The organism is Nocardia sp. NBC_00511 (genome assembly GCF_045161165.1).
Classification (GTDB): domain Bacteria; phylum Actinomycetota; class Actinomycetes; order Mycobacteriales; family Mycobacteriaceae; genus Nocardia.
In genome coordinates this window covers 6,043,678-6,056,373 of record NZ_CP107849.1, presented here as the reverse complement: position 1 = coordinate 6,056,373, position 12,696 = coordinate 6,043,678, and the positions used below count along the sequence as shown (strand labels likewise).

16 protein-coding genes are annotated in these 12,696 nt (G+C 67.5%); 5 read left to right on the top strand and 11 right to left on the bottom strand.

The features are described 5' to 3' along the window. Positions 1–45 precede the first annotated feature (45 nt). The gene (locus tag OG300_RS28345) at positions 46–264 is read left to right on the top strand and encodes an MbtH family protein (RefSeq protein WP_405486125.1); all 219 of its coding nucleotides are present in this window, start codon (positions 46–48) and stop codon (positions 262–264) included. 659 nt (positions 265–923) lie between these two features. Here OG300_RS28345 and OG300_RS28340 read toward each other — a convergent pair. The 5 genes from OG300_RS28340 to OG300_RS28320 all read right to left on the bottom strand — a co-directional run bounded on the left by OG300_RS28340 (position 924) and on the right by OG300_RS28320 (position 5,070). Further along, the gene (locus OG300_RS28340) at positions 924–2,258 is read right to left on the bottom strand and encodes an acyltransferase family protein (protein WP_405486123.1); all 1,335 of its coding nucleotides are present in this window, start codon (positions 2,256–2,258) and stop codon (positions 924–926) included. Continuing rightward, complete coding sequence (locus tag OG300_RS28335; RefSeq protein ID WP_405486121.1) at positions 2,255–3,172, bottom strand: SGNH/GDSL hydrolase family protein; 918 nt, start codon at positions 3,170–3,172, stop codon at positions 2,255–2,257. The genes OG300_RS28340 and OG300_RS28335 overlap by 4 nt, the downstream gene beginning before the upstream one ends. 18 nt (positions 3,173–3,190) lie before the next feature. Continuing rightward, positions 3,191–3,586, bottom strand: a complete 396-nt coding sequence (locus OG300_RS28330; protein ID WP_405486119.1) for a hypothetical protein — start codon at positions 3,584–3,586, stop codon at positions 3,191–3,193. 159 nt (positions 3,587–3,745) lie between these two features. After that, a complete protein-coding gene (locus OG300_RS28325; RefSeq protein ID WP_405486117.1) occupies positions 3,746–4,657 on the bottom strand; it encodes an SGNH/GDSL hydrolase family protein in 912 nt (303 codons plus the stop codon). Positions 4,658–4,677: 20 nt separating this feature from the next. Then, positions 4,678–5,070 (bottom strand): hypothetical protein, encoded by a 393-nt coding sequence (locus OG300_RS28320; RefSeq protein ID WP_405486115.1) that lies wholly within the window; start codon positions 5,068–5,070, stop codon positions 4,678–4,680. A 312-nt stretch (positions 5,071–5,382) separates the two neighbouring features. On the opposite strand from OG300_RS28320, the gene OG300_RS28315 reads away from it, so the two are divergent. Together OG300_RS28315 and OG300_RS28310 are read left to right on the top strand one after the other, a co-directional pair. Then, positions 5,383–5,526, top strand: a complete 144-nt coding sequence (locus OG300_RS28315) for a hypothetical protein (protein ID WP_405486113.1) — start codon at positions 5,383–5,385, stop codon at positions 5,524–5,526. Between the two features lie 187 nt (positions 5,527–5,713). Continuing rightward, entirely contained in the window at positions 5,714–6,451 is a 738-nt protein-coding gene (locus tag OG300_RS28310) for an alpha/beta hydrolase (RefSeq protein WP_405486111.1), read from the top strand. Position 6,452: 1 nt separating this feature from the next. Here OG300_RS28310 and OG300_RS28305 read toward each other — a convergent pair whose 3' ends face one another. Further along, a complete protein-coding gene (locus OG300_RS28305) occupies positions 6,453–7,148 on the bottom strand; it encodes a TetR/AcrR family transcriptional regulator (protein WP_405486109.1) in 696 nt (231 codons plus the stop codon). A 124-nt stretch (positions 7,149–7,272) separates the two neighbouring features. On the opposite strand from OG300_RS28305, the gene OG300_RS28300 reads away from it, so the two are divergent. After that, entirely contained in the window at positions 7,273–8,700 is a 1,428-nt protein-coding gene (locus OG300_RS28300; protein ID WP_405486107.1) for an MDR family MFS transporter, read from the top strand. Between the two features lie 6 nt (positions 8,701–8,706). Here the strand turns inward: OG300_RS28300 and OG300_RS28295 are convergent, their stop codons facing one another. Both OG300_RS28295 and acpM read right to left on the bottom strand, forming a co-directional pair. Then, complete coding sequence (locus OG300_RS28295) at positions 8,707–9,150, bottom strand: SRPBCC domain-containing protein (RefSeq protein WP_405486105.1); 444 nt, start codon at positions 9,148–9,150, stop codon at positions 8,707–8,709. Beyond that, entirely contained in the window at positions 9,147–9,452 is a 306-nt protein-coding gene (gene acpM / locus OG300_RS28290; RefSeq protein ID WP_405486103.1) for a meromycolate extension acyl carrier protein AcpM, read from the bottom strand. Before acpM ends, OG300_RS28295 begins: the two co-directional genes overlap by 4 nt. 79 nt (positions 9,453–9,531) lie before the next feature. Here acpM and OG300_RS28285 point away from each other — a divergent pair, with 79 nt between their 5' ends. Further along, positions 9,532–10,479 (top strand): MerR family transcriptional regulator, encoded by a 948-nt coding sequence (locus OG300_RS28285; RefSeq protein WP_405486101.1) that lies wholly within the window; start codon positions 9,532–9,534, stop codon positions 10,477–10,479. 81 nt (positions 10,480–10,560) lie between these two features. Here OG300_RS28285 and OG300_RS28280 read toward each other — a convergent pair whose 3' ends face one another. The 3 genes from OG300_RS28280 to OG300_RS28270 form a co-directional block, all read right to left on the bottom strand. Continuing rightward, positions 10,561–10,863, bottom strand: a complete 303-nt coding sequence (locus OG300_RS28280) for a putative quinol monooxygenase (protein WP_405486099.1) — start codon at positions 10,861–10,863, stop codon at positions 10,561–10,563. A 33-nt stretch (positions 10,864–10,896) separates the two neighbouring features. After that, positions 10,897–11,628, bottom strand: coding sequence for an alpha/beta hydrolase (locus OG300_RS28275; protein WP_405486097.1), 732 nt, complete (start codon positions 11,626–11,628; stop codon positions 10,897–10,899). A 171-nt stretch (positions 11,629–11,799) separates the two neighbouring features. Beyond that, complete coding sequence (locus tag OG300_RS28270; protein ID WP_405486095.1) at positions 11,800–12,621, bottom strand: alpha/beta fold hydrolase; 822 nt, start codon at positions 12,619–12,621, stop codon at positions 11,800–11,802. Positions 12,622–12,696 lie beyond the last annotated feature (75 nt).

Here is a 12,696-nt window from a genome sequence, read left to right as displayed (position 1 = left end):
CCACGCTGTGTCCACCAAAGACCTTGCTGAGAAAGGCGATCCGCAATGAGCAATCCATTCGACGATGAAGACGCCCAGTTCTACATTCTGGTGAACGAGGAGACGCAACATTCGCTGTGGCCGGTGTTCGCGGCGGTTCCCGGAGGCTGGACCGTCGCGCACGGTCCCGCCGGTCGGCAGGAGTGCCTGGAGTACGTCGAGGCCCACTGGACCGATATGCGGCCCAAGTCGCTGATCGAGGCCATGGCCGTCGACCCCGAATAAATCTGCGGCACAACAGTTCCGCGTGTTAGGCCCGAGGTCGTTCCGGCCTCGTGCGGCGGTCCCGAGAACACAATCGATCGAGGGGTTCTGTCCGCGTCGTGAAGAAAGAGAGTGAATTTCAATGCCTACAACCACTCCGCCCGCAACCGGTGGCGGCACCGTCGACTACGGCGCCATCCTCGGCACGGTGCTCAAGTTCCTGAGCGGTGGTTCCACCACCAGCTACACCCCTCACTGATTCGCGTTCGCGCACAAACACATTCGAAAGGAACGCCATGCCCGTTTACAGTGGTAGTGGTTTCACCGACCTGCTCGTGGCCTTCGCCAAGCTGGTCGGCTCCGGCTCGTCGCTCTCCACCACCCAGCCGATCGCTCCGGTCACTCCGGCCGTCTAGGAGCGTCGTATGAGTGGCAGTGCAGTGAACAGCCTGTTCGAAATGCTGGCCAAGGCGCTGGGTACCGGCTCCTCGTTCACCTTCCCGCCGCGCTAGCGGCGGATTCGAACCGCGCCGCGGCGTACCTCCCTTCGGGGTAGGTACGCCGCGGCGTCGTCGTATGGCCATATGCGTACCCGCACAAAGCTTCAGGGAGCTCGCACCGTCCGGACCCGGCTGGATCCGTGCGGTGCGAACTCCCTGATTCGGAGGCTCGCGGGTCGATCAGGCCTTGGCAGGCCGCTTGGAGCGGGCGAAGCGCTTCATGATGGGCAGGTCGAACCAGTGGTAGAGGACCGCGCCCGCCGCGGTGGACACCACCAGGCACAGCAGCGCGAAACCGGCCCAGCCCAGGATGCCGAACTCCTTGCCGCCGATCAGGTATCGAGTGATCAGCACCATCACCGGGAACTGGATCAGATAGAAGGCGAAGGAGACATTGCCCAGCCACACCATCCGCGGATGCGAGTTGAGGCCCCGGATCCCGGCCAGATCGCGGGCGGCCATGGTGGCCACCACCGCGGTCATCGGGGGCAGCAGCAGCACCGACATCTTGTAGTTGACCGGCACCACCCAGGTCAGCGCGTAGGCGGCGGTCAGCGTGGCCAGCGGCAGCACCATACTCGTGTTGCGCCAACGGCCTTCGAGCACCATGCGGGCCGCGAGCACGCCGAGGAAGAACTCCGGCAGCCGCGAGGGCGGGAAGTTGTAGCTCAGCCAATACGACTGCGCCACCGGGATATCGGGCCGGGTGAACCAGGCGTGCGAGGCGTGCAGTTCGTAGAACGGCGAGGTGTTGCCGGGCACCAGGCGCGGCGCGAAGGCGTTCGCGATGCCCTTGGGGCCATCGGTCCACAGGAAGTAGCCGGTGTGCAGCGCGGCGATGCCGAGCATGAGCAGCACCATGGCCAGCATCAGCCGCTTGGTGGGGATGCGGTTGACCAGCGGCAGGAACAGCGGGAAGCACGCGTAGAACAGCACTTCCGAGGCCAGCGACCAGGACGGCACGTTCAGGCCGCCGACGGTGCTCCACTTCGGCACCCAGGTGTGCACCAGCAGCAGGTTGGGCACCCACACCACCGCGCGCGAGAGCGGCACGCTGGCGACCGCGATGAACGCCGCGGCGGCCAGCAGATGCGTCGGATAGATCTTCAGCACCCGGCGGCGGTAGAAACCGCGCACCGACATGCCCGGCTTGAACGACCAGTAGATGATGAAGCCCGAGAGCACGAAGAAGAAGGTGACGCCCGCCGCGCCCAGCTGCATCGGCACGAATTCGTGGATGTGCCGGAACAATTCGGACTTCTGGAACGGGTAGACCGGCAGGAACACCAGGGCGTGCAGCACGAACACCGCGAAGGCGGCCCACCAGCGCGCCCCGGTCAGCGAGGGCAGTCCGGGACGGCGCTCGGAGGTCGCGGGCGCGGTGGGCGCGGGCTGCGGCTCGGTGACGACCGGCGCCCGCAGCGCGGGTTCCGGGCTCGCGGCGATGGGTTCCAGCGCGGTGAGCAGGTCGCTGTCGTCGCGGGTGCCGGGCAGGACTTCGGGTGGGCGTGTCATCGGGTGTACCTCTCGTACAGGGCTTTCGCGACCACTGCGTCACCGGCCGGGGCCGGGTGGAACGGCAGACCGTCGATCTTGGTGGTCGGGTCGTAGACGCCGTTGATCCACGGTTGCGCCGTGCAGGCTCCGTGTCCGGCGGTCAGCGTGCGCGAGTCGAGGTAGTCGAGCTTCAGCTGTGCGGCTGCCTCGCGCTGCGCCTGGTCGATGCGGTTGAAGTACTCGACGACGGTGCGCCCGCGCGGCTGCGTGAACGGCACCATGCCGAAGAAGTCCATGCACACCGAGTTCTGTTCGGCGGGAAAGAGTTCCGGGTAGCCGACCAGCACGATGTGGGCGTTGGGCGCGTAATACCGGATGTAGGTGACGATCTTCTGGATACGCGTGGCGTACTGCGTGCCCGTCACCTGCTGCGGATCCGGCATCCGGCCCGCGGCGACGGCGTCGGGGCCGCACCCGTCGGCCAGATCGAACAGGCACTGCTGCGATGCGTTCCACAGGTTTTGGCTCGCACCGCCCCAGGTGTCGTTGGGGCCGAACTGGATTGTCACCAGCTTGGTCTTCGGCCCGAACGCGCCCGCCTTGTCGGCGTCGCGGGCCTCGATCGCCAGGGTGTAGCTGTTGCCGGTGTCGAGGGATGCGCCGGTACAGGATTGATCGGCGACCTGGTCGGATCCCGCCACCCCCATCAGCGCGCTCAACTGCACCGGCCACGAGGTGGTGCCGTGCACGCACCCGCCGTCCTGCGAGGCCCAGGCATTGGCGCTGTAGGAATCACCAAGGACGACAAGCGCTTTGCCCTCCGGCGCGGCGGGCGCGGGCGTGGAATCCGCCTGCGCGCCCGTGGTTCCGGTCAGGGCCGCCGCGATCGCCATCGCCGCGGCACAGAGCCACCGTCCACCGTTTCCCGACACGTGCATTCTCCGGTTTCGTCAGTATCCGGCGCGGGGTTCGAAGCCCGGGGCGTCCAGGGTCGGCGGGGCCGCCTTCTCCGGCTGCTGGGTCTGCGGCGCGGGCTTGGGCGCGACCGGTTGCGGCGCAGGGGCTTCGGTGGCCTCGGGAGCCGGTGCCGGGGCCGCGGCCGGCGCGGGGGCCGGGGCGGGCGCTTCGCTGCTGCTCGCGGGCGCGGTGGTGACCGGGGCCGGGGCGGCGGGCGCGACGGTGGTGCTCGCCGGGGCGACGGTGGTGCTCGACGCGGGGGAGTCGGCCGCCTTGTCGCTACCGCAGGCCGCGGCCGTGCCGATGAGCAGGATGCCGCCGACCACGGCCACCGCGGAGCGGAGGGCGGTCTGACGAGAAGAATGCCGACGGGATGAACGAATCGTCATGAGATCCTCGAATCGCGAACTGAGGCGTGAAATTTTCACTTGCGCGCGGAGTGTACAAGAGGCTGCCGCATCGCCGATGCCGGTTTCGGCAAACTGGAAAACCCCTGGGCAACCCGGAAAATCGGCGAGAAGCAATCGATTGTCAACCCGCCGATCCGGTCACTGGGCGTAGCGGTCATAGAGCGCGTTCGCCACCACGGCATCGCCCTTCGGTGACGGATGGAAGAACAGTCCCTGCAGATCGGTGCGCGGGTCGAACACCCCGTTGAGCCACGGCTCGTCCGAACACAATCCGTGCCCGGCCGTCAGCGCCCGGGCGTCGAGGAAGTCCATCCCCAGCAGCTGGGCGGCCTCGTGCTGCGCCTGGTCGATGCGCGAGAGGTACTCCACCACCGCGCGCCCGCGCGGCTGGATGAACGGCGCGACACCGAGCACGTCCAGGCAGACGGCGTTGCTACCCGTGGGGAACAGCTCCGGATAGCCGACCAGCACGATGTGCGCGTTGGGCGCGTAATAGCGGATGTAGGTCACCGCATTGCGCATCCGCTCGGCCATCAGCGCACCGGACACCCCGGTGTAATCGGTGATCCGCCCCTGGTCCGCGGCCTCCGCGTCGCATCCGTCGACGAGGTCGAACACGCAGCCCTGCAACGAATTCCACAGCGTCTGCTTGGTCCGGCCCCACTTGTCGTTCATGCCGAACTGCAGCGCGACCAACTTGGTGGCGGGCCCGAACGCACCGGCCTTGTCGGCCTTCTGGGCCTCCTGGCCGAGGGTCCAGCCCGGCCCGCTGTCGATCGAGGCGCCCGGACACGACGGGTCGACCATCTCGTCGGTCCCGTAGACGCCCATCCGCGTTCCGAGCTGCACCGGCCACGCCGTCGGGCCGTGCCGCAGACAACTGTTGTCGGGATCGAAGAAGTCCCACGCGTTCGCCGTGAACGAATCACCCAGAATCACCAGCTGCTTGCCCGCCGGAGCGGTATCCGCACCGGCGCTGCTCGCCCCGGTCACCGATGCCGCGAGCATCACCACGGCGGCACACAGCCACCGTCCACCATTGCCGAACACCTGCGTCGTCCAGTCTCTGCTCAGTACCCGGCGCGCGGTTCGAAGCCCGGCGCGTCCAGGGTCGGCGGCGCAGGCTTCTCCTGCTGGGTCTGCGGCGCGGGCTTGGGCGCCGCGGGCTGCGGTGCGGCCGGTTGCGGCGCGACCACCTCCGGGGCGGCCGGTTCGGGTGAAACCGCCTGCGGCGCCGGGGCTTCCGACGCGGCCGGGGCCGGAGCCGGCGCCTGGGTGGTCGGCGCGGGCGCGACCGTGGTGCTCACGGCCGCGGCCGGAGTGGCGACGACACTGCTGGTGCCACCCGACGACCCGTCCGACGCTTTATCATTGCCGCACCCCGTAGCCCCGGCGAGCAGCAGTGCCCCGCCGATCGCGGCCGCGGCGGCCCGTACGGCGAACGCGCCCGGTGTAGCAGACATATCGGTACCTCGAATCAGAAACTGAAGTGCCATCTGTTCACTTCAGCGGGCAGTGTACAAAACAAGCCCCTAATTACTGGGCCGTTTCGAAAAATTGCCCACCTGACCGGCGCGGCATCGCGGACACGCCCAAGCATCTGCTCGGTCCGGTGTCGGCGGACGCTCTCGCCACACCGCTACGCCGGTGAACTTCCGTCCCGCCCGGCCGCTTCGATGCCATCTCACCGCCGCTGCGCTGCCACAGGCCGATTCCCTTGTAGCGCAACAGAACCGAATCCCCGTACGGTAGTGGAAATCCTGTGGGAGCAAGCCGTGAAGCGTCTACTTTTCTCGGTGCTGGCCATCATCGCAGCACTCTCGACCTACGACTACGGCAGAACCCCCGGCCACTACGGACTCGTTGTCCTGCTGGGAGTCGCCACAACGTTGCTGCTGTTCACCAAGTGCATGCAGTAGCCGATCGCCCCTTGGCGGATACCGATCACGCTGTTACTGTGCCGAGGACCGTGAAACGCCGCGAGGAGGTGAGACCCATGTACGTCGTATCCAATGTGGGTGCTCCCTCAGCCGTCACGGTCGGCGACTGACCTAGGTGTCGCTGGGAGTGCCTGAGCCACAAGGCAATCCCGAAAGAGGCACCATCATGCATTTCATCTCCGAAACTTCTTCCGACGGCATCGTCGAGCGCCTGTTCACCCTCGGCGACATCACCGGCGTGCTCTGGTCTCCCGAATCCGGTTCGGACGGCGCACCTCTCATCCTCAGCGGCCACACCGGCGGCATCCACAAGAAGTCACCGGGACTGGTGGCCAATGCCCATCACCTGGTCACCGGGTACGGCTACACCGTCGCCGCCATCGACGCCCCCGGGCACGGCGACCGCCCGCGCGACGAGCGCGACCAGCGGTGGGTGGCCGAGATGATGGCCGCGCGCGCCGCCGGTGAGTCGATGGCGCGGATCATCACCGACTACAACATGTCGCTGGCCGAACGCGCCGTGCCGGAATGGCAGGCGACCATCGACGCCCTGCAAGCCCTGCCCGAGATCGGTCCCGAAGCCCCCATCGGCTACGGCGGCGTCACCCTCGGCGTCGCCATCGGCCTGGTGCTGACCGCGGTCGAACCTCGAATCAAGGCAGCGACTTTCGGCCCGGTCTTCGTCTACGAGGCCCTGGCCGAGGCGGCCCGCAAGATCACCGTCCCGGTCGACTTCACCCTGGCCTGGGACGACGAGGAGATCGCTCGCCGACCCGGCCTGGATCTCTTCGACGCGTGCGCCTCGGCCGAGAAGACTCTGCACATCCACCCGGGCCGCCACAACCGCATGGTCGGCCTCGACCCCGACACCGGCGCGCGCTTCTTCGCCCGGCACCTCGGCTAGTTCATCGAACGGTGTGCGGCCCAGCGTTTTTCGTGCGGGCCAGCAGGCCGTCGATGACCACGTCCACGGTGACGCGGAAGCGCTGCTCCGCGTCACCGGCGACGAGCCGGTCGGCGTGGGCGGTGATGAGCGGGAAGCGCTCGGGGGACACTCCGGCGAAGGTCCGCCGGTTCGTGTCCGCCTGCTCCGCGCTGCCGGTGCGACGGGCATCGGCCTCGGCGGCCGCGTGAGTCACCACCACCGCGAAAATATCGGTGGCCCAGGCGGCGTCCTGGGGATCGAGTCCACCGGCGAGCAGGATGCCAAGCAGGTTCTCGGTGTACAGCAGCGTCGCCTCGGTGCCGGGCGCCTCGGCGATGATCGTCGCGGCGATGCCGGGATGATCGGCGAGCGCCTGCCGTAGCCGGGTCAGCAACGAATGCAACTGCTCCCGCCAGCGCGCCGGGTCGGGGGTTTCCAGCTCGACGGTGGCGAACACCCGATCCTGCATCGCGTGGATCAGGCTCTCGCGACCGGAGACGTAGACATAGAGCGAGGACGGCCCGGTGTCCAGGGCGGTCGCGACCCGCCGCATGGTGACCGCCCCCAACCCCTCCGCCTGCAGCAGCGCCAGCGCCGTGTCCACCACGCCCGCCTCGCTGAGCGGCGCTTTCGCGGGACGGTCGCGAGTCGAGCGCTGACGACTGGTGGCGTTCATGGTGGGCGGGCTCCCTGTGTGCGGTGTGACCGGGACTGTTGACAGCTTCAGCCTACAGCGTACTCTGTTCGTGACGAACACAGTTCGTGACGAACGATGTACTGCCAGCTCAGGAGGTAATCCCATGGCCACGACAGCCAAACCCCCACTCGGCAGCGATGCCGACCGGATAGATCCACACGTACTGAAGATCGCCGTCACCATCGTCATCGGCGCGCTGGCGGTGGTGTTCGACAGCACCATCCTCAGCGTCGCCATCAACGATCTCGGCCGTGACCTGCACGCGCCGCTGAGCACCATCCAGTGGGTCAGCACCGGCTACCTGCTGGCGCTGGCCATCACCATGCCGGTCGCCGGCTGGGCGCAATCCGCGCTGGGCGGCAAGCGCCTGTGGATCCTGTCGCTGGGCCTGTTCCTGATCGGCTCGATACTGAGCGCCTCGGCCTGGAACGCGCCGAGCCTCATCGCCTTTCGCGTCGTGCAGGGCATCGGCGGCGGGTTCATGATGACCCTCACCGCGACCCTGATCATGCAGGCCGCCGGCGGTCGCAATATCGGCAAGCTGATGTCGCTGATCACGGTGCCGACCGCGCTCGGCCCGGTCCTGGGTCCGGTGCTGGGCGGCATCATCCTGCACTTCGGCGACTGGCGCTGGATGTTCCTGATCAACATCCCGTTCTGCGTGGTCGGCGCGTGGCTGGCCGTGCGCAATCTGCCCGCCGACGAACCGAATACCCGCACCCCGCTCGACGCGATCGGCTTCCTGCTGCTCTCGCCCGGCGTCGCCGCCCTCATCTACGGACTCTCGCGCATCGACGGCAGCTCCGGCATCACCGGTGCCCGGGTGCTCGTACCGGTGCTGCTCGGCCTGGTCCTGATCGCCGCCTTCGCTGCCTGGGCCCTGCGTCGCCGCTCGCGTGCCCTGGTCGACATCCGCCTGCTGCGTCATCGCCCGCTGGCCGCCTCGTCGGTGATGCTGCTGCTCACCGGTGCCGCGCTCTACGGCACCATGCTGTTGCTGCCGCTGTACTTCCAGCAGCTGCGCGGCACCGACGCGCTCGGCGCGGGCCTGCTGCTCATCCCGCAGGGCATCGGCACCCTGCTGTCGCGTTCGGTCGCCGGTAAGTACACCGACAAGTTCGGGCCTCGACCCGTCGCGCTGGCCGCCTTCGTGATCGCCTGCGCCGCAACGATTCCCTTCGCCTTCGTCACCCCCGGCACCAGCGAGATCTTCCTGATGGCGGTGCTGCTGCTGCGCGGCATCGGCCTGGGCGCGGCGATGATCCCGCTCAGCAGTGCGGGTTTCGCGGGCTTGAGCCGTGACGAGATCCCGCACGCCAGCATCCTGATCCGGCTCACCCAGCAGCTCGGCGGCTCGATCGGCACGGCCGTCCTGATCGTCGTCCTACAGAACACCGCCGCCGGAGCCCACACCGCCGACGCCCTGAATCACGGCTTCCAGCAGGCCTTCTGGTGGGCGACCGTGCTCACCGCGCTGTCGGTCCCGCTCTGCCTGCTCCTCCCCGGCAGGCAGCGGTCCGAGCAGGCCTGACCGGTGTCAGTGGTGGATCACCTCACCGAGCCGGGGGAGCAGCCGGCGCTTCCAGGTGCGTTCGAGAGCATTGCGGGCCATCTTCTGACGACGGTCCGCAATGTCGAACCCGGTCTGGGTGAACAGGAGTCGGGTGCCCCGGCCCTGCGGATGGAGCGTCCAGTCGATGATCGAGTTCGCCGGGTAGTCGGCCTGTGGATAGATCCAGGTGCAGGTGAACTGCTCGCAGGGCCGCACGATCAGTACCTCGCACCGGATCTCGTCGATCCTCGCGTCCGGGATGGTGAACCGGAACCGGGTCCCGACCGTGGCCGCGAACCCGGTCGGGCGCAGCAGCCAGCGCGCCAGCAGCTCCGGATCCGTCAGCGCCCGCCACACCGCCTCGGGAGCCTCCGGGAAGAAGCTGCTCAGCTCGACCGCCGCCGGATCCAACTCCGCATCGGCGATCAATTCGCCTGTCCTTCCTTGAATTTCGCCTCCATCTCCGCGGCCAGCCCCGGCTTCTCGGCCTCCATCTTCTGCACGTAGTCGACCACGTCGGCCACGGTCCGCAGGTTCGCCAGATCCTGATCGGGAACCTTCACCCCGTACTTGTCCTCCAGCTGCACGACGATCTCCACCAGCGACAGCGAGTCGATATCCAGATCCTCGGTGAACGCCTTGTCGATCGTGACGTCGGCGGCCTCGATCCCCGTCACCTCCTCGACGATCTCCGCGATCCCGGCGACGATCTCTTCACGTGTAGTAGCCACGAATGCACTCCTCTGGGTAATCCGTTGTGCGGTACGCCAGTACGCTAAAAGCTCCACCGGGGTGGAGGTTCAAGAGGTTGTGACGGACGACACAGACGCCCAGGCGTCGATGAGCATCGGCGAGCTGGCGCGCAGCACCGGCCTCACGGTGCGCACGATCCGGTTCTATTGCGACGAAGGCATTCTGGAGTCCCACCGAAGCCCCGGCGGTCATCGCATGTTCGACGCGGACGCCGCCACCGAACGACTACTGCTGGTGCGGAGGTTGCGCGCCCTCGGTCTCGGGTTGGGTGCGATCACCGAGGTGTTGCACGGCGCGCGCTCGATCACCGAAGCGGTCGCCGCCGAAAGTGCCCGTCTGGACATCGAATTCAGATCCCTGGCATGGCGACGAGCCTCACTGCGAGCCGTCGAATCCGCCGCCCCGGCACAACGGGCCGACCGCTTGGCCCTACTGGCCGCCGCCCAGGACGGCACCGCCCTACACGACGACCTCATCCAATTCTGGCGGCGCGTCCTGACCCACATCCCCCGCCGCGACGTCGACATCTACACCGGCTGGAACGTCCCCGAACCACCACCCGACCCATCCATCGACCAGGTGATCGCCTACGCCGAACTAGCCGCGCTGGCCACCTCCACCGACATGAAACACGTTGTCCAACACCAACTCCTGCGCGGCAGCCCCGAACTGATCCGCGACCGCCACCGCCTCTACATCGAAGTCGGCGAAATCATGACGGCCGTGGTTCCCCGCGTGGCCCAGGGCGTCCGCCCGCACGGCGGCACCGAACTGGACCGCTTCGTCGCCGCCCACGCCGCTGCACGCGGCCAACACGATTCCCCCCACTTCCGCGAGTGGCTACTCCGCGACGCGACCGACACCGACCCCCGAATCCGCCGCTACTGGTCACTCACCGCAGAGCTCCTCGGCCCCCGAATCACCGTGGGGCAGGCCCACAACTGGGTGTATGAGGCGCTCTCGGCTGGGGCGGCTCAGCGGCCGGGTGCACGTAAGGCCTGGTAATCCCACTTACGCCACCCTATTCACATACGAGCGGTCCCGGCCTCAGGCCGGGACCGTTCGCATTTCCGTCTCTCCGCTCGCTCAGGCCAGCGGTTCGGTCGCCAATTCGATGACCTCCACGGGGCCCGCGCGGAATGCGGTGTTCGCCGCGGCGGCTTCGATCATGTGGGGAGCGATGCCGTGTGCGGCGAGTGCCTCTCTCGATGCCCACAGCTCCTGGAGTACGAAGCGGTCCGGGTCATCGCTGACCCGGTGCAGGTCGTACTGCAGGCAGCCTTGCTCGGCGCGGACGATCGGAGCGAGGCGAGCATAAGCATCGATCTGCTCCTGACCTCGGCCTTCGCGCGTGGTGATCAGGACGAGTAGGCGTACGGGTGCTGACATGCGGTGGAGCCTAGATCGACCGCGTGCCCGGCGTCACTTCAAATGCCGGGCGAAGAACCGGTTTCCCTCCTCGCCCGCGAATTGGGGAACTCCGGTGTGGCCACCCATATTGGCGTGCAACGTCTTCTGCTCGGAGCCGAAGGCGTCGAACAGATCGAGGGCGAGCTCCCGGTCGTTGCCCTCGTCGTCCCACTGCAAAAGGACGTGCAGCGGGATCTTGACCTGCTCGGCCTCCTCGAACATGGCCCGGGGCACGTAGCTTCCGGCGAACAGGATGGCCGCCGCGATGCGTGGTTCGATCGCAGCCAGCCGGACCGCGACGGAGATCACCCCGCCCGCGAACCCGACCGGACCACCGATCTCGGGCAGTTCCAGGAGGGCGTCGAGGGTCGCCTGCCATTCCGGGACGGCCTGATCCACCAGCGGGAGGATGAGTCGGGCGACGATCTCGTCGTCGACCGGCCCACCGGCCTGGATCGCCTGCCGCAGGTCGATGCGGGCCTGCTCGGCGGCGGCCGAAACGGGCCGGTCACCGCTGCCGGGCTGTTCGATGGTGGCCGCGGCGAAGCCCTCCGCCACGGCATTTCGGGCCCGGCCCAGCACCCGGGGGTACATCCTGCCCAGACCGCCGGGATGTCCGAGCAGTTGCAGGGGGGCGGGTTCGGTGGCGGTTACCGACGTCCACAGGATGCCGGGGATCTCGCCGAGGATGAATTCGCGTTCGACGACGCCGCCGTCGAGGATTTTTTCAGAAGTGAAGTGCATGGTCGTGCCTTTCGGGAGTGCGCTGAGTGGCGCTCCCGGACGACCTATCGCCCGACCATGACCCCTGAGGGGAGCACCCACGTCGAATCTACGTTCACGGGTACCACCTCCTCGGTCTCTTGCACGGCCTCAGGAAAGATAGCAGTGGTCCTCGCGGTCCGGCAATGTGATTTATCCACCGGACAGCGCGGTGACCAGCTGGCGGGCGAATTCCGTTGCATCGGTGCGCATTCCATTGTGCGCGCCCGGGAACTCGGTGATTTCGAGTCCGAGCCGCCCCGCGATCTCCACCGCGGGCCGATAGGGCAGCGCACCCCGCGTCTCCCGCCCAGCCGCCATCACCAGCCGATCGGCAACCTGCCCCAACGCCTCGAAATCCGGTATGTACGAAGTGAATTCCCGCAACTCGTACTCCATCATCAGCGGCCCATTGACCGCCAGCCGCGCCCACATCTCAGCGGCACGTGGCGACAGATCGGTCAGCGCGGGCGACGGCTTCATCGCATTCCCGATCCCCGCCAGAAACCGCGCCCCAGCCGCCGCGGGCCCCTCCGCGTGGAACACCGCGCACACCTCATCGATCATGGCGAGCTGCTCCACCGCATCCGAAAGCACCCCGAAACAAGGCGGTTCATGCGCCACCAACCGCCGCACCCGTTCCGAATACCGAGCCAGCAGATCCAACCCCACGATCGCCCCGGCACTCCCGCCGACTACGTAAACCGGTTCGTCGGTGAGATGGCAGATCAGCCGAAAGACATCCTCACTCTGCACCTCGACCCGCTGCGTGACCTGTGGCCCGTCGAGCGTGCTTCGCGAATACCCCCGCGGATCCAAGCTGACGACGGTGAAGTGCTCATCGAGTACCTCGGCGAGCGGGTCAACCGTCCCCGCATCCCCACCTCCACCGGGTAGGAACACCAAAAGCGGTCCCGCGCCACGTGTTTCGTAGTAGAGCGACGCGCCGGGCACGCGCAAGACATCAGACTTCATCAGGGCTTCTCCAGCTCGGAACGAGGCATCACCAAAAACTACAAGCCTTAGTATTAAACCTAAGATACATAGGTT

Bases quoted from the DNA above. Each gene is read 5' to 3' on its own strand.
- OG300_RS28270 (WP_405486095.1), bottom strand. From the start codon at position 12,621: ATGAAGTCTGATGTCTTGCGCGTGCCCGGCGCGTCGCTCTACTACGAA.
- OG300_RS28345 (WP_405486125.1), top strand. From the start codon at position 46: ATGAGCAATCCATTCGACGATGAAGACGCCCAGTTCTACATTCTGGTG.
- OG300_RS28280 (WP_405486099.1), bottom strand. From the start codon at position 10,863: ATGTCAGCACCCGTACGCCTACTCGTCCTGATCACCACGCGCGAAGGC.
- OG300_RS28305 (WP_405486109.1), bottom strand. From the start codon at position 7,148: ATGAACGCCACCAGTCGTCAGCGCTCGACTCGCGACCGTCCCGCGAAA.
- OG300_RS28275 (WP_405486097.1), bottom strand. From the start codon at position 11,628: ATGCACTTCACTTCTGAAAAAATCCTCGACGGCGGCGTCGTCGAACGC.
- OG300_RS28300 (WP_405486107.1), top strand. From the start codon at position 7,273: ATGGCCACGACAGCCAAACCCCCACTCGGCAGCGATGCCGACCGGATA.
- OG300_RS28340 (WP_405486123.1), bottom strand. From the start codon at position 2,258: ATGACACGCCCACCCGAAGTCCTGCCCGGCACCCGCGACGACAGCGAC.
- OG300_RS28310 (WP_405486111.1), top strand. From the start codon at position 5,714: ATGCATTTCATCTCCGAAACTTCTTCCGACGGCATCGTCGAGCGCCTG.
- OG300_RS28320 (WP_405486115.1), bottom strand. From the start codon at position 5,070: ATGTCTGCTACACCGGGCGCGTTCGCCGTACGGGCCGCCGCGGCCGCG.
- OG300_RS28330 (WP_405486119.1), bottom strand. From the start codon at position 3,586: ATGACGATTCGTTCATCCCGTCGGCATTCTTCTCGTCAGACCGCCCTC.